The 16,648-nt window shown below is 41.1% G+C and carries 14 protein-coding genes; 6 read left to right on the top strand and 8 right to left on the bottom strand.

What is annotated here, in order from left to right; translation table 11 throughout:
* The first annotated feature begins 98 nt into the window (after window positions 1-98).
* The 3 genes from AC3CAU_RS06250 to AC3CAU_RS06240 all read left to right on the top strand — a co-directional run bounded on the left by AC3CAU_RS06250 (window position 99) and on the right by AC3CAU_RS06240 (window position 4,036).
* Window positions 99-1,469: a uracil-xanthine permease family protein gene (locus AC3CAU_RS06250; protein ID WP_447054077.1), complete on the top strand. Its 1,371-nt coding sequence runs from the start codon at window positions 99-101 to the stop codon at window positions 1,467-1,469.
* A gap of 66 nt (window positions 1,470-1,535) precedes the next feature.
* The gene (locus tag AC3CAU_RS06245) at window positions 1,536-2,570 is read left to right on the top strand and encodes a methyltransferase (protein WP_131217665.1); all 1,035 of its coding nucleotides are present in this window, start codon (window positions 1,536-1,538) and stop codon (window positions 2,568-2,570) included.
* On the top strand, window positions 2,570-4,036 hold the full coding sequence (locus tag AC3CAU_RS06240) for an amino acid permease (protein ID WP_131217666.1): 1,467 nt from the start codon (window positions 2,570-2,572) through the stop codon (window positions 4,034-4,036). The genes AC3CAU_RS06245 and AC3CAU_RS06240 overlap by 1 nt, the downstream gene beginning before the upstream one ends.
* 69 nt (window positions 4,037-4,105) lie before the next feature.
* On the opposite strand, the gene AC3CAU_RS06235 is transcribed toward AC3CAU_RS06240, so the two are convergent.
* Window positions 4,106-4,942 (bottom strand): alpha/beta fold hydrolase, encoded by an 837-nt coding sequence (locus tag AC3CAU_RS06235; RefSeq protein WP_131217667.1) that lies wholly within the window; start codon window positions 4,940-4,942, stop codon window positions 4,106-4,108.
* Between the two features lie 142 nt (window positions 4,943-5,084).
* A complete protein-coding gene (gene omp38, locus AC3CAU_RS06230; RefSeq protein WP_131217668.1) occupies window positions 5,085-6,128 on the bottom strand; it encodes an outer membrane protein Omp38 in 1,044 nt (347 codons plus the stop codon).
* Window positions 6,129-6,499: 371 nt separating this feature from the next.
* Between omp38 and AC3CAU_RS06225 the strand changes: the two genes are divergently transcribed.
* Window positions 6,500-7,021 carry a GspH/FimT family pseudopilin gene (locus AC3CAU_RS06225; protein WP_131217669.1) on the top strand — a complete coding sequence of 174 codons (522 nt, stop codon included), beginning with the start codon at window positions 6,500-6,502 and terminating at the stop codon, window positions 7,019-7,021.
* A gap of 115 nt (window positions 7,022-7,136) precedes the next feature.
* Complete coding sequence (locus AC3CAU_RS06220) at window positions 7,137-8,312, top strand: thiolase family protein (RefSeq protein WP_131217670.1); 1,176 nt, start codon at window positions 7,137-7,139, stop codon at window positions 8,310-8,312.
* Here the strand turns inward: AC3CAU_RS06220 and AC3CAU_RS06215 are convergent.
* On the bottom strand, window positions 8,309-8,485 hold the full coding sequence (locus AC3CAU_RS06215) for a hypothetical protein (RefSeq protein WP_447054076.1): 177 nt from the start codon (window positions 8,483-8,485) through the stop codon (window positions 8,309-8,311). The two genes, AC3CAU_RS06220 and AC3CAU_RS06215, sit on opposite strands and share 4 nt — an antisense overlap.
* On the opposite strand from AC3CAU_RS06215, the gene AC3CAU_RS06210 reads away from it, so the two are divergent.
* Complete coding sequence (locus tag AC3CAU_RS06210; protein WP_131217671.1) at window positions 8,484-8,933, top strand: VOC family protein; 450 nt, start codon at window positions 8,484-8,486, stop codon at window positions 8,931-8,933. The genes AC3CAU_RS06215 and AC3CAU_RS06210 overlap by 2 nt on opposite strands.
* A gap of 82 nt (window positions 8,934-9,015) precedes the next feature.
* Here AC3CAU_RS06210 and AC3CAU_RS06205 read toward each other — a convergent pair whose 3' ends face one another.
* The 5 genes from AC3CAU_RS06205 to AC3CAU_RS06185 form a co-directional block, all read right to left on the bottom strand.
* On the bottom strand, window positions 9,016-9,501 hold the full coding sequence (locus AC3CAU_RS06205) for a DUF934 domain-containing protein (RefSeq protein ID WP_131217672.1): 486 nt from the start codon (window positions 9,499-9,501) through the stop codon (window positions 9,016-9,018).
* Complete coding sequence (locus tag AC3CAU_RS06200; protein WP_447054075.1) at window positions 9,494-11,137, bottom strand: nitrite/sulfite reductase; 1,644 nt, start codon at window positions 11,135-11,137, stop codon at window positions 9,494-9,496. Before AC3CAU_RS06200 ends, AC3CAU_RS06205 begins: the two co-directional genes overlap by 8 nt.
* A gap of 330 nt (window positions 11,138-11,467) precedes the next feature.
* The gene (locus AC3CAU_RS06195) at window positions 11,468-13,876 is read right to left on the bottom strand and encodes a glucose/quinate/shikimate family membrane-bound PQQ-dependent dehydrogenase (RefSeq protein ID WP_447054074.1); all 2,409 of its coding nucleotides are present in this window, start codon (window positions 13,874-13,876) and stop codon (window positions 11,468-11,470) included.
* Window positions 13,877-14,044: 168 nt separating this feature from the next.
* Window positions 14,045-15,310, bottom strand: coding sequence for a carbohydrate porin (locus AC3CAU_RS06190; protein ID WP_447054073.1), 1,266 nt, complete (start codon window positions 15,308-15,310; stop codon window positions 14,045-14,047).
* Between the two features lie 139 nt (window positions 15,311-15,449).
* A complete protein-coding gene (locus tag AC3CAU_RS06185; protein ID WP_447054072.1) occupies window positions 15,450-16,568 on the bottom strand; it encodes a CaiB/BaiF CoA transferase family protein in 1,119 nt (372 codons plus the stop codon).
* Window positions 16,569-16,648 lie beyond the last annotated feature (80 nt).

Here is a 16,648-nt window from a genome sequence, read left to right as displayed (position 1 = left end):
GACAGTTACAAGTTTTTTTGACAAATCAGGCTTTTTTTCATTTGTAATGTCCTGTAACTCGATTAGAATAACGGCAAATTGCTGCTGTACCTTCTTACATGTCTGATTTAAATACCCTTCCCGAACAAAAAGAGCGCCTTGATTTGGTCTATGGATTGAATGATCGCCCTCAACCCGTCATCGCGTTTTTGGCTGCACTGCAACATTTACTTGCAATTATTGTCCCGATTGTCACGCCCGGTTTGCTGATTTGTTTAGCCCTCGGTGTTTCAAAAGAAGACACCAATATGATTCTTTCAATGTCATTGGTGATCTCGGGCATTGCCACCTTTTTACAATGTAAGAAGGTCGGTCCTTTTGGGGCAGGTTTGCTGATTGTTCAAGGTACCAGCTTCAACTTTATTGGCCCAATTATAGGGATTGGCTCGGCAATGGTCGCTGCGGGTACCCCGGTTGAAGCCGTCATGGCCTCTATTTTTGGTGTGGTGATTGCTGGCTCATTTATTGAAATGGGTGTTTCACGCGTCTTACCTTGGGTGAAAAAGCTCATTACTCCGCTTGTTACGGGTATTGTTGTTCTGCTGATTGGTTTGACCTTGATTAAAGAAGGTCTAATTAGTATGGGGGGCGGTTATCAGGCAATGAGCGATAAAACGTTCGCTAACGCTGATAACCTGATCATGTCATGTAGCGTTCTGGCGGTTATTATTATTTTGAATCGTATCCGTATTACTTGGGTAAAAAGCTCGGCGATTCTAATTGCTTTAATCATTGGCTATACCCTTGCAGGCTTCATGGGACATCTTGATTTTTCCGGCTTAAAAGATGCACCAATTGTTCAAATTCCGACCCCGATGCACTTTGGTTTAAGTTTCTCCTGGAGCTTGTTTATTCCAATGGCATTTATTTATCTGGTAACGTCGCTAGAAGCGATTGGTGACATCACCGCAACTTCTAAAATTTCAAACCAACCGGTAGATGGTCCGAAATGGATGGAACGTATTAAAGGTGGTGTACTTGTAAATGGTGCAAACTCTTTCTTAGCCGGTATTTTTAATACTTTCCCAAGTTCTGTATTTGCACAAAATAACGGTGTGATTCAACTGACGGGTGTTGCCAGCCGTTATGTCGGTATCTGGATTGCAGCTTTATTGGTGATTCTTGGATTGCTTCCTGCGGTTGCGGGTGTCATTCAAGCGGTTCCTCAAGCCGTGTTGGGTGGTGCTGTTATGGTAATGTTTGGTGCTGTTGCAGCTTCTGGGATCAATATCCTTTCAGGTGTGCAACTTGACCGTCGTGCGTTATTGATTATTGCAATCTCACTTGCCCTCGGTTTGGGGGTTGCACAAGTGCCACAAATTCTTGAACACTTGCCTGAATTATTCCGTAACATCTTCAGTTCAGGTGTGGCTACAGGGGGTATTGCAGCATTGTTATTAAATATTATTCTTCCTGAGTCGAAGAAATAATTTCATTTCAGCATCAACTCTGCCCAGCATTGTCTGGGCAGAGTTTTTCAATGGCGAGATAAAAAAATGGATCCAAGAAGTGAAGTTGTCATTCGACAGCATGAATATCTTTCAGGACGTATATTGTTGGTTAATGCACCAACAGATGACTTACTTTCCAATTTAGAGAAAGACATTACTCCCTGTTTATGGACATGGAATTATAATGAATTTCAATATTTTCAGTCACAACAAGCCAATGTCCATTTTGGTGTCGACCTTCCTGAGGCTGATTTTGATCAAGCGATCATTTTTGTGCCGAAGTCAAAAGAATTATTAAATTATATCTTACACAATGTCGTAAGCCGTTTAAGTTTAGGTTCTTCTATCTTTCTGGTTGGTGAAAAAAAAGCCGGTGTCGAACGCGCAGCCAAACAACTGCAACCTTATGGCAAAGCCCTTAAACTCGATAGCGCACGTCATTGTCAAATGTGGCAACTCACCATTGAATCAACAGTGACTGCGAAAACTTTGGCAGATTGGGCGCAGCAATATACGGTCGCGACGCCTAGAGGTGATTTAACCATCTGCGCTCTTCCGGGTGTATTTAGTCAAAATCGCTTAGATCTAGGCACAGCCGTATTGTTGCCTTTTTTATCGCAAGTGACTTCAGGTAAAATTGCTGACTTTGGCTGTGGTGCGGGGGTAATCAGTGCTTATTTAGCTAAACTGAATCCTAAAAACCGAATTTTCGCGATGGATGTCGATGCCTTTGCGTTGGCGTCTACCCGAATGACCTTTGAAAAAAATGATCTTGCACCAGAACAACTTGAAATTACCGCAGTGACAGGTATTGAGGATGCTCCTCTCTTCTTGCATGCCATCGTCAGCAATCCCCCTTTCCATCAGGGTATTCAAACCAATTACAACGCCAGTGAAAGTTTATGCAAAACTTCACGACGTCATTTAAAATCGGGCGGCGAATTATGGATTGTAGCAAACCGCTTTTTAAATTATCCATTATTAATTGAGCAGAATTTTGGTCAGTGTACAACCAAAGCCGATCAACAAGGCTTTAAAGTGTTGTTCGCTAAAATGCAAAAAAATGTTAAGGAACAATGATGAGCGAAACAGATCAACCCCACCTGCAGCGTAAGCTTGGTGCTCGCCATCTCAATATGATTGCCATTGGCGGTTCCATCGGTACAGGATTATTCTTGGCTTCTGGTGCAACCATTGCAAATGCAGGTCCTGGCGGCGCATTACTTGCTTATGCCCTAATTGGTTTAATGATTTATTTCTTAATGACGAGTTTGGGCGAGTTGGCCACACACAACCCCACTTCAGGTGCATTTTTCACCTATGGGACTAAATATGTGGAAGGTGGTTTTGGATTCGCTTTAGGCTGGAACTATTGGTACAACTGGGCCATCACCGTTGCTTTTGAACTGGTTGCGGTACAGTTTATTATGAAATTCTGGTTCCCTGATATTCCAGGCTTCTACTGGAGTGCCATTTTTCTGGCCATTATTTTTGGTATTAATGCCCTGACGGTCAAAGGCTTTGGTGAAACTGAATTCTTATTCTCTTTGGTCAAAGTCATTGCGATTATTGTCTTTATCATTATTGGTATTGCCATGATTGCCAAAATCATGCTGACCCCGGATATGGTCACTTTCTCCAACTGGACTAAAGGTGATGCACCGTTTGTTGGCGGCTTACAAGCCATGATTGGTGTGGCCATGATTGCCGGCTTCTCGTTCCAGGGAACCGAGATGGTGGGGGTTGCAGCGGGTGAATCTAAAGATCCTAAAAAAACTATCCCTGTTGCCATCAAGCAAATTTTCTGGCGTATTTTATTGTTTTACGTAGTGTGTATTTTCATTATCGGCACCTTAGTTGCTTATGATGATCCACGTTTATTACAAGCCGCTGCCAGTGAAAATATCACCCTTTCACCCTTTACATTGTTGTATGAAAAAGCAGGTTTTGCCTTTGCTGCAGGTTTAATGAATGCGGTGATTCTGACTGCAATATTGTCTGCAGGTAACTCAGGTATGTATTCATCTACGCGTATGCTATTTGATATGGCACGTCAGGGACGCGCACCGAAATGGTTTGCTAAACTCGACCCTCGTGGCGTACCGATGAATGCGCTTTATGCCACCACTGCAATTGCTGCACTCTGCTTTTTGACGACATTTATTGGCGAACAAGAAGTGTTTAACTGGCTGCTGAATATGTCCGGGATGTGTGGTTTTATTGTCTGGTTAGGTATTGCCATTTCACATTACCGTTTCCGTAAAGGCTATTTAGCACAAGGCTATAAACTTGAAGATTTAGCTTATACAGCCAAGTTTTTCCCTTTTGCACCATGGTTCGCCTTCATTCTCTGCTCGATCATTATTCTAGGTCAGAACTATGAAGCATTGATTGGTGGAAAAATTGACTGGTTAGGTTTGCTTTCAACTTATATCAGTATTCCGCTCTTTCTTGTGATCTGGTTAGGGTATAAATGGAAACATAAAACCAAACTGATTCCATATCAAGAAATGGATGTTCAACCTGTAAATGTAGAACGTGATTGAGCTTTTATTTAAAAAAACAGCCTTAGGGCTGTTTTTTTATACTACTGTCCTTGCCACTTGAATGCACTTTTATAATACCGAACCTGCTGCAAAAAATTGTTTTAAAGCAAAACTAACTTCATTCTTATGCGTAGTACACAAACCATGTGAAGCGCCTTTAATTTGCTCCTCTACGCCGTGCTTTAAAAGTTTTAATGTGTGTTGACTACAAATTTCTGGAGGTACAATTTCATCTGCAGTCCCATAAAGCACCAAAGTCGGCACCGTGATCTGTTTTAAATCTTCGCGCAAATCTGTTTCTGAAAAAGCCTCAATACAATCATAATGTGCTTTGATCGACCCCTGCATAGCGATACGCCAAAAATTTTGCACTACACCTTCAGATTTTTTATTGAATAATTTGTCGTAACCATAAAACTTCTTAGCAAAATCCAGATAAAAATCAGCTCTGTTATCCAATAAATTTGCACGCATTTCATCAAATACTTCTGGATCAACTCCGTCTGGATAATCCTCTCGCTTAATCATTAAAGGAGTTACAGCAGCAATTAACGCAAGCTTAGTGACCTTCTGCTGTCCATATTTTGCCGTATAACGGGTGACAACTGCTCCACCGGTAGAATGCCCAACTAAAGCAAAATTATCTAAATTCAAATGTTCAATCAATTGATGTAAATCTTTTGCATATTGGTCAATAGTATGTCCAGCCCATGGTTGACTTGACCGCCCATGTCCACGCCGATCAAATGCAATGACCCGATAGCCATGTTCAGCTAAAAATAACATTTGGTCTTCAAAAGCATCACTGGATAAAGGCCATCCATGTGAAAAGACAATTACAGCACCCTCCCCCCAATCTTTATAATAAATGGAGCTGCCATCTTCAGTCGTTAGCATCTGTGTCATTGCTTACCCTGTTTTTATTGTATAGGAATATTTATTAGAACAAGATAAAAATAAAACAGTGTATTAAACAAGTTATGCTTATGTAGCGAGTATAAAAAAAGCAGCCCTAAGGCTGCTTTTTTCAGATCAGATCAATAATTAATTATTGAGCTTGAGTTGGTTCAGCAACAACTGTGCGGCTACCAGAAATTGTCGCGAATACACGACGGTTCATAGCACGGCCTTCTTTAGTGTTGTTGTCAGCAATCGGTTGATCCCAAGCGAAACCTTGAGTAGACAAACGAGCTGGATCTACATTGTATTCATTTACAAGTGAAGATTTAACAGAGTTAGCACGAGCTAAAGATAAACGTTCGTTCAATGCACGTGGACCAGTGTTATCTGTATGGCCTTCGATGCGAGCAGTAGCGTTTGGATATTCAACTAACTTCTCAGCAACTTTAGCAATTTCTGGTTTGTACTGATCTTTGATGTTTGATTTGTTTGTATCAAAGAACACACGAAGTTCCATGTTAAGGTCTTCGGTCAACTCTTGTGGAGCTGGTTGAACTGGAGCTACAGGTTCAACTGGCGCAACTTCAACTACAGGAGCAGCTGGCTTCAAGTGACCACCAAGAACTACGTTAAGACCAGCTAAAGCTGTATAGTTCCAGAAATCTTCATCGATGTTATAGGTAGCACGAGCTTCAGTACGAAGAGATAAAGCATCGTTTAAGCGCCAGAAAGCACCAAGACCAGCATTACCTAAAGTACCTTCTTCTTCAAGACCACGTGTATCACGACCAGCAGCACTATCAAGCTCATATTTATAGTGACCAGCACCTAACAATACATATGGCTTGATTTTGCTGTCGTAATTTTTAGTGATCAAATCAGAAGTAGCATAGAAGTTACCATTGATTTGAGTTTGTTTATATTCACCCTGGTTGAAATCTGAATCACCTTTAACTTGGTTATATTCAGCTTCAAAACCTAACCATGGAGTTAATTCAACACCAAGTGCAGCACCAACGAATAAATCGTCTTGAAGCTCTTGGCCACCATTTGTTAGGTTGCCACGGCTGTTATTGTGTTGAGTGTCTTGGAAAGTGTAACCAAGCATTAATGGTGTAATAGTTACGCCAGCGTTAGCAGCAGCTAAAGGTGCAGCAACGAGCATTGCTAATGCAATACGACTCATTTTCATGGAATTATCCTCCAGAGATAACAATTGTTGTTCAAGCTCAAGCCTAAATTTGGGCTATCCTGAGATAGGCTTTCCAATACCCCAGTTTTATTTTTAAGCCATTCACTTTGAATCATACAAACACTTTATTTTTTTTCCAAGTGCTTGATAATTTTAATCAAGTAAATTATTGACAAAATTACTTACAATTTCCGTTGTAATTCGGTAATTTTTTACTCAATTTATTCTTATGAATAGCTTATTGTCACTTGCTAAATTATTTTAACAGCTTTCTTAAAAGTTGAGTAATAAATATTAGCTTTAAAAAACCATTAAAAAACAAAATATTAATAACACAAATAACTAAAATAATATATTACAAGGTTAATTTAATGATTTCCAAACAAAAAAATGGTTTTACGCTCGTTGAACTCATCGTTACGCTCGCTATTTTAGCGATTATGACGACCATCGCTTTACCTTATTTTCACGACATAATGGCAAGACAAGAAGTCAAAAATATTACAAACAAATTGATTTCAAGTATTCAATTAGCAAAATCCCATGCTGCCATACATCACACCAATGTCGTGCTCTGTCCTAGCCAAAATAAAGTGAGTTGCCAAGCAAGTCATTGGAATTCAGGTTTTATTGTTTTTTTAGATAGTAATAAAAATAGACAGGTGGATGCGGATGAAAAAATTGTCTTTACGGAATCAACTGAGCTGAAATATGGAAATTTAGATTGGAGAGGTACGTTAAGGACGCCAAGTGTAACTTTTCAAGCTGAAAATGGGCTTCCGAATGGATCAAATGGCAGTTTTTATTATTGTTCTCATTATCAACAAACTCACTATAAAATTTTATTGAGTAGGATGGGACATACCCGTATTGAGAATCCACTCACTTGCTAAAAACTTATCAGTCTAAAGGCGTAGAACAAACAGACTTTATTCCTGTTCATTTTTCCATATACTGCTTATGTTTGTAAAACAATCCCCTAAAAAGTAAATCTCGGAGAGAACAAAAATGACAGACATCGTAATTGTAAATGGCGCACGTACAGCTATGGGCGGTTTTCAGGGTAGCTTAGCGGGTTTAACAGCGCCTGAGCTTGGTGCAGCTTCAATTAAAGAAGCAATTGCGCGTGCAGGATTACAACCAACGGATGTCGAAGAAGTCATTATGGGCTGTGTACTCCCTGCCGGTTTAAAGCAAGGCCCTGCGCGTCAAGCAATGCGTCAAGCCGGTCTGCCTGATTCAACTGGAGCAGTCACCATCAATAAACTCTGTGGCTCGGGCATGAAAGCTGTCATGCAGGCTGCCGATATGATCAAAGCAGCTTCTGCTGAAATTGTGGTGGCTGGCGGTATGGAATCAATGAGCAATGCACCTTATGTGTTGACCAAAGCACGTGCAGGCTATCGCATGGGCCATGGTGATGTGAAAGATCACATGTTCCTCGATGGTCTAGAAGATGCTGAAACAGGCCGCTTGATGGGTTCATTCGCTCAAGACATGGCAAACAATAAAGGCTATACCCGTGAACAAATGGATGATTTTGCCATTCGTTCTTTAAAACGTGCTCAGACTGCTATTACTGAAGGCTATTTTGCCGATGAAATTGTTCCAGTTACCGTGAAATCTCGTAAAGGCGATGTGGTTGTAGATAAAGATGAGCAACCTTTTAATGCCAATATCGATAAAATTCCAACTTTACGTCCTGCATTTGCAAAAGACGGGACAATTACTGCTGCAAATGCCAGCTCAATTTCAGATGGTGCTTCTGCCCTAGTATTGACCTCTTCAGAACATGCTACGGCAAAAGGTTTAAACCCTTTGGCAAAAATTGTGGCATATGCTTCGAATTCACAACATCCTTCTGAATTTACTATTGCTCCTGTAGGTGCAATTCAAAAAGTTCTAGATAAATCGGGGTGGAAGGTTGAGGATATTGACCTATGGGAAATTAATGAAGCCTTTGCAATGGTAACGATGTGTCCGATCGACGAATTCAAGTTAGATCCTGAGAAAGTGAACATCAATGGAGGAGCATGTGCTCTCGGTCATCCTGTCGGATCTACTGGTTCGCGTATAATCTTAACCTTAATCCATGCGTTGAAACGTACAGGTGGCAAACGTGGTATTGCGGCACTGTGTATCGGTGGCGGTGAAGCAACTGCTGTGGCGATTGAATTGCTTTAACTTCCTTGCGAAGCAGTGCTTCTCATCTCTCCCCTAAGGAGAAAGCATAAAAAAATCTCTCCACTTGGAGGGATTTTTTTATGCTTACACTTTTTCATATTTTTATTATCAAAATTTAAGCTTAAGCCTGCTAAATTAAATCTGAACAAAACAACAAAAACAGGCTTTTCCATGCAACTCAATCATTACCTCAACTTCCAAGGTGAAACAGAAGCTGCTTTCAACTTTTATAAGTCAGTTTTTGGTGGCGAATTTTCGAATCTTACCCGTTATGGCGAGCTACCTGCTGAAGAAGGTGTTACGCTTTCTGAAGCGGATAAAAATCTTATTCTGCACGTTTCGCTACCCATCAATGAATTTACAGAACTGATGGCATCCGATACCAATGATCAATTCTGTGCGCAAAAAAACACTGTTTTCACTAAAGGCAATAATCACTATATTTCGATTAATCTAAATGCCGATGAACAAGTTGAAGCACAACGCTTGTTTGAGGCTTTATCTGTCAATGGACAACTAGAAATGCCCTTGGAAAAGACGTTTTGGGGTGCGTTATATGGTGCATTTACAGATCAGTTTGGGATTAAATGGATGATTAACTGTCAACTCGAAGCAATGTGAGATTAAATTCCTCTAAATATCAGACCTAAAAAAGCCGGAATTACTCCGGCTTTTTTTAATTTTCACGGCAACTTAATTCAAATTAAGCACCTGTTTGATAACGTGCTTGTGCAACGGCAGTAGATGCTTGATACGGATTTTTAAAATCATTTAAGCCTTCAGCCGCTTCCAAAATATCTTTACCTTCTTTAACCACGAAAGTATCGAAGCCTGAACGTTTTAAATAGTTCAACACATCTTTAAAGATATCGCCAGTCGCGCGAAGTTCGCCTTGATAACCTTGACGACGCAACAAGGCTGCAAATGAATAACCACGGCCATCATTAAAGCCTGCAAACTCGATAAAGATTGCATCTAACTGGTCAAGCGGGAATTCATTGACTTCAGGAGAAGCATCAACAGTAATGTACAAAGCTTTTTTGCCAGATACATTTGCCAATTGATCAAGCTGTTCTACAGTCAGAACCACGTCACCTTGCGGTAAAATCCCATCTTCACCAATCAATTGATAAGTGTTGTCTGCAATCGTGCCATCTTTAGAGAGCACTTTTAGCGCAGTATTAAGCATATGCACGCTCCTTAAACGGTTGAATGCCAACACGACGGTAAGTTTCGATAAATTCTTCCCCATCAGCACGCAAATCGAGATAAGTATTCAAAATTTCTTCTACTACATCCGGTACACGATCCGCTGCAAATGATGGCCCCAAGATATCACCAATTGAAGCATCATGATCGGCATTCCCACCTAAAGTAATTTGGTAGAATTCAGCGCCTTTTTTATCAACACCTAAAATACCAATATTACCAACATGGTGATGACCACAGGCATTCATACAACCTGAAATATTCAAGTCGATGTGACCGAGGTTATATACGGTATCTAAGTCATCAAAACGACGCGAGATCGCTTCAGAAATTGGAATTGATTTTGCATTTGCCAGCGAGCAGAAGTCACCGCCGGGGCAGCAAATGATGTCCGTTAAGAAACCAATGTGTGCACGTGCAAGGTTGTTTTGCTCAAGAATTTGCCACAATTCAAACAAGTCTTTTTGCGGAACATCAACAAGCGAAATATTTTGTTCATGTGTGGTACGAAGTTCACCGAAAGTGTACTTGTCTGCCAAATCAGCAATCAAATTCATTTCTTCAACGGTCATGTCACCTGGTGCAATACCAGCACGTTTAAGCGAAATCGTTACAATACGATAGCCTTTTACTTTATGGGTATTGGTATTGATATTGAACCATTGCTTGAATTTTGGATGCGCAGCAAACTGTTCAGTGAAGTCTTCATCTGCATAAGCTTGATAATCAAATGGCGTGAATTCTTCATCCAGCTTTTTCAAGATTTCAGGCTGAATTTTCAAAGTCTGAATAGTATGAGCAAATTCGGCTTCGACTTTTTCAGCAAATACAGCAGGCGTTAAAGCTTTCACTAAAATTTTAATACGAGCTTTGTATTTGTTGTCACGGCGGCCGTGTAAGTTGTAGACACGAAGGACGGCTTCAAGATAAGCAATTAAATCTTCGCGTGGCAGGAAGTCACGAATAAAGCTACCAATGACTGGGGTACGACCGAGGCCACCACCGACTTTAATTTTATAGCCGATCTCGCCTGCTTCATTTTTCACGATATACACACCGATATCATGGAATGAAACCGCTGCACGGTCTGTTTCAGCCAATGCAGACACCGCAATTTTAAATTTACGCGGCAAGAAAGCAAATTCTGGATGGAAGGTTGACCATTGACGAATCAATTCACAGGTTGGACGCGGGTCGGCAATTTCACCAGCAACCACACCAGCATACTGGTCAGTTGTGGTATTACGAATACAGTTACCCGATGTTTGAATGGCATGCATTTGAACTGTTGCCAGTTCTGCCAACATGTCAGGTACATTTTCTAGTGCAGGCCAGTTAAACTGAATGTTTTGACGTGTTGATACATGTGCATAACCACGGTCATAGTCTTTAGCCAAATCCGAGATTTTACGGAGCTGGTTCGAGTTCATCAGACCATAAGGCACAGCAATACGTAACATTGGCGCATAACGTTGCACGTATAAACCATTTTGGAGACGTAGCGGACGGTATTCATCTTCCGTCAATTTACCCGCTAAATAACGTTCCGTTTGGTCACGGAACTGTGCAACACGTTCATTGATCAGTTGCTGATCGAAATCAGTATATAAATACATGGCGTACAGCTAGTAGGTTCATTATAACGGCTGACAGCATAACGAGATTTAACCTATCAACAAAATGCGTTTTTTACATATTTAATAGCGGTTTTATTGATAAGCATGTCTGGATTTCACTGATATAGCCACTTACAGCCGAATCCTGCTACTTCTAATCAGATTTGATGTTGTTTTCACTTGTTTATCATTATTTTTCATATAGAAAATAAATTTTGAAATTCTCCCCTGTAAATATTCCTATTTTTATATGAAAAATTTAAGTTTTTTAAAATGATGAAATTAATCTATAAAAAAAGCCTGACGAATCAGGCTTTTTTATTTTAATGATTATTTCTTTTGATCAGGTAAAGCATAGGCTACTAAATAATCGCCCATTTTAGTCCCGAATGAACCATGCCCACCGGCCATAATCACAACATACTGCTTACCGTTAATTTCGTAAGTCATTGGAGTTGCCTGTCCACCTGCTGGTAAACGTCCTTCCCACAACTGATCCCCATTGGTCACATTAAAGGCACGAATATAGTTATCTTGCGTACCCGCAACGAACATCACGTTACCCGCCGTAGAGATTGAACCACCCAGACCGGGAACACCAATTTTAACTGCTGGCAACTGGAACAAGTTCGGCAAGCTGTCACGGATTGTACCAATACGTTTTTTCCAGACCACCTCATGGGTATTCAGATCCACACCCGCTACAAATCCCCAAGCTGGCTGTTTACAAGGTAAACCCAGTGGTGACAGGAATGCTTTAATTTCCACACCGTAAGGCACGCCATACATCGGTTGAATCCCGGCTTCTGTACCTGCACCTTTCGCAGTTTGTTTACGGTTTGGATCTTCAGGAATCAGTTTAGACACAAATGGCAAGCCGATTGGATTCATCAACGCAACCTGACGGTCTTGGTTGACAGACATGCCACCCCATTCGAATACACCAAGGTTGCCCGGGAAAACCAAAGTACCATTTTCAGAAGGTGGGGTATAAATACCATCATAGTTTAATGATTTGAAGTAAACACGACACATCAGCTGGTCAAACATGGTTGCGCCCCACATTTGCTTGTCGGTCAATTTATCTTGTGGCGCAAGATCAAAATCAGAGAATGGCTGAGTTTTAGAGTAGAACTCGCCTTTGGTTTGTGGACCACGTTTCACAGTTTGTGGTACAGCACGCTCTTCAATCGGAACGATTGCTTCACCTGTACGACGGTCTAGAACGAAGGCATTTCCTGTTTTAGTCAACACATAGATGGCAGGAACAATATTGCCTGATTTATCTTTGATGTCAGCTAGAGATGGCTGTGATGGCACATCCATATCCCACAAATCGTGATGTGTGGTTTGGAAATTCCAGATCAATTTACCTGTAGATGCATTCAATGCAAGCATTGAGTTTGCATAACGCTCAGCAAGCTCAGTACGGTTGCCCCCCCAAATGTCCGGCGTACCCACACCTGTTGGTACATATACGATATCTAGTTTTTCGTCATAAGCCAGAGGTGCCCAGGCATTTGGTGAGTTTTGAACATATTTTTGACCCGGAGCCGGGATGAGATTCGGATCTTCTGCGCCGGTATCAAATACCCAAAGAAGCTCACCGGTGTTTACGTCATAACCACGGATTACACCAGAAGGTTCTTGTGTTGAGTAGTTATCAGTTGTTGAACCACCAATGATGATGGTGGTACCGGTAATCACCGGCGGTGAAGTTGGGATATAGCCACCTGGATACGGGAATGGCATATCTTTTTGAAGATCGACTTCACCATTTTTACCAAAGTCGGTACAACGCTGACCATTGTCTGCATTGATTGCCACAAGACGACCATCATTCACAGGAAGAATAATTTTACGTGGGCAAAGTACAGAGCTTGATTTTTTACTTTCTAAACTTTTTGCGAATTGAACCGTGTTGTTCGCATCAAAATAAGATACACCACGACATGTTAAATGCTGGAAGGTGTTATCCGCTTTCAACTTCGGATCGAAACTCCATTTTTCCTTACCTGTCGCAGGATCAAGTGCAATCAAACGTTGATGTGTAGTACACATAAACATGTTGTTGCCAATTTTAATTGGCGTTACCTGATTGGTGGTTTCGCCTGAGTCCTTATCGGTTTTCATTTCACCAGTACGGAAGGTCCAGGCAACTTCTAAATCTTTAACGTTGTCGCTGTTAATTTGATTTAACGGAGAATAGCGCACACCCGCTTGAGTACGACCATAAGCAGGCCAGTCTTCAGGGGCTACACCAGTAATGGCTTGCGCTTGTTTTGGCTGTGCAGTTTTAATTTCACCCTTAATTTCTTGTGGATCATTAAAAATTGCATAAATCATCACTACAATGGCGAGGATTAAAGTACCCGCTAAAGCAATTTTAGCTGTTTTCGCCTCAGCAATTCCGCGAGAAACTGCCGGAATCAACAACCATAAACCCAGTAAACCTAAAATATCGAGACGTGGTGCAAGTGCCCAGAAGTCAGTACCTGCTTCCCAAACACCCCAGATGACTGTACCCAGCATTAATGCGGCATACACCCAAAATGCTTTGGAATCCGATTTCTTCAGAAGAACCGCTGTTGCCAACAACAATAAACCGGCAATGATGTAATAAATTGAACCGCCTAGCACTGCTAGCCAGATACCGCCTATCAGCAGGATCAACGCAAATATCGCCAAAATAATGACGCTAAATGTACGCATTCCCGTTCCTGTAGATGGATTATTCATATTAACCACCTTAATCTTTAATTTTTAGTAAGGTTAATCAAAAAGATTCTTCACAACCCTTTTGATTAACCGTATGTACATCAGCTACAAAAATCAGACTCTTTAAAAAAAATTAGAGGTAATCACTGTTGATGATGACCTCTCATTTTTTAAGGCTCTGAATCACCCCTAGAAAGCAGTTTGGAATTTGACTCCGCCAACCCAAGCATTTTCACCGTTTTTATATGCACCAACATGACGAATATACTGAACGTTTGGACGGATCGTTAACCAATTGGTTGCATGTAAACCGTAATAAACTTCTGCATCAATTTCCTCACTACGTTGATCATTCAGACCATCGTTCATATTGATACGTGCAACACCAACTGCAATTTCATCTTTAGGACGAGAATCTATTGCACCTTTATAAACAAGACCTAGGTTTTGCATATCGCTTACAGCATTTGTATCTGAATCATGAACGGTTAAATTCACGAAACCCGTTAAGCCACGAGAAGCATCCCCTTTATGTGCGGTCAGCTGTTGTTTCACAACCACCCATCCGCCTTGCTTATGTGAAGTTTGTAGAGGCTGGCTAATTTCTTGCGCGTCAGCAGTGCTGTAGTAATAACCGGCACGGTATTCACCCGGAAGTTTTTGCTCGCCGACTTTTGGTGTCCAAACTAATTCTGCAGGAATAATTGCACCCTTAGAACCATCCGTGCTGAGGTTAAAACCTTTGCCGCGTTCTAAATTTTCAGGGTTATATTCGTATATACCGACTTGTGCATAAACGTCTGGAGTGACATTGTATTTCACACGTGCAGCCCATTGTGATACAGGCCAGTTGTACCATTGATCACCCACCCAGTTCCCCACTTGTGAACCACAAAGGGCCAGGTTTTGAAAATCACAGTCAAAACTATTGAAGTCTTCACCTTCACCGAAACGACCGACTTTAATATCCAATTTCTGCTCTAAGAATTTTTTCTTGATCCAAAAATCAGTTAAACGCCAAGTTTGACCACGGCCCCACACTTCTTGGGTAGAACTTAAATGACCACTTGCTACACCAGTCGATTGACCATTTAAAGCATCGGAAGTATTAGACAGTGAATGACCATTACGCTCAGTAATGTTAATTTGAGCTTCAGTATCTTTCCATCCAGAAATCTTTTCCAAGTCTAAGTGCACACCAATTGCAAACTGGTCTGCGTATTCAGTTCCGTGACTTGAGGCATATTTTGCATTGAGTAAAGTTGCCATTTCACTGGTATAACCGAAGCTGAAATCGTAGCCTTGTTTTTGCAATGTAGTACGCTGACCGTTCCAGTCACCGAGCATCCACGGACTTTCTGCATCAAATGCATCACTTGCGTGTGCTGCCGCAATACCAGATAAAAAAGCAGTTAATGCAACTGAAACCGCCTTTATTTTAGGAGATAAGTGCATATAAGTAACCATAATTTATTTATATGTATTTTGTATATGTTACGCCTATTTTTTGTGAGACTGGTCAATTTTTTCTTCACATTCTTTTAACTTTTTGATTAAAGGTTTTTAACCATTTGATAAAATAAGAGAAAAATAATCACCATTTTCCTTCCCCGAGTCGCTGTCCAGCGAATTTATAGACATTTTCTGATCGGGAGAACTTAATTGGACAACTTAACTGTTGCTCTGTCTGTTCTGAATTTGTATCCAAAGGTACTTCAACTGTCCATTGTCGTTGCTTGGCAAGTTCAGAATCTAGTGCTTCATCCAAATGCAGTACAGGCTCAACACAAATGTCTTGCGCTGCGAAAATCGTCTGCCACTCAGCAAAATCTTTAGATTTTATTTTGTCCTGAATCGCTTGCTTAACCATTTGTCGATCTGACTCATCGAAAGAAGCACCTTTTTCTAGAAGGACTGGAAGTTCTAAAATCGTGGCCAAGCCGGACATAAATTGTGGTTCTAAACTCCCCACAGACAAGTAACGGCCATCTTGGGTCTGATAATAATCATAAAAAGTACCCCCATTTAAATGCCCTCTTTCCGCAGACTGTTTGCTTTTTCCAGCCAGTGATGCGGCGGCTGCCATATTATTTAAGGTGGCCACACAGTCGGTCATCGAAATATCAATATATTGTCCCTGTCCGCTACGTTGACGTTCAATTACCGCAGACAGAATTCCGATTACTGCGTGTAAAGAGCCCCCGGCAACATCTGCAATTTGAATGCCCATCGGGGGTGGACCACTGTCTTGTCGACCGCTATGACCTGCAATTCCAGACAGCGCAAGATAATTGATATCGTGGCCGGCTTTATCTTTATAGAGTCCGGTTTGCCCATAACCGGTAATAGAGCAATAAATCAGTCGCGGATTAATTGCGGCAAGGCTTTGATAATCCAAGCCGAGCCGTTGCATTACCCCGGGTCTGAACTGCTCAATCACAATGTCAAATTCAGAAATTTTCTGTTTAATGGACGTAATGTTTTGAGGATCTTTTAAATCCAGCGCTATGGATTGTTTATTTCGATTCAAATAACTATGCGCAGTCGCTTGTCCATTGGCATAAGGTGGCAATAAACGGATTAAATCCGGACGTGTTGGCGATTCCACATGAATAACCTCTGCACCCAAGTCAGCTAAATATAATGTCGCGAACGGTCCCGGCAAAAGGGTAGAAAAATCGAGAACTTTTAATCCTTTTAAAGCAGCTTCCATGTAATTTTTACTCTTTTATGTTGATTTTTTTCCCATATTAGAAATATAAATGCAACAAAACAATGTCATGTTCAGCCATT

The sequence above is a fragment of the Acinetobacter sp. GG23 genome, assembly GCF_057766365.1.
This window is presented reverse-complemented; position numbering and strand designations above follow the sequence as displayed.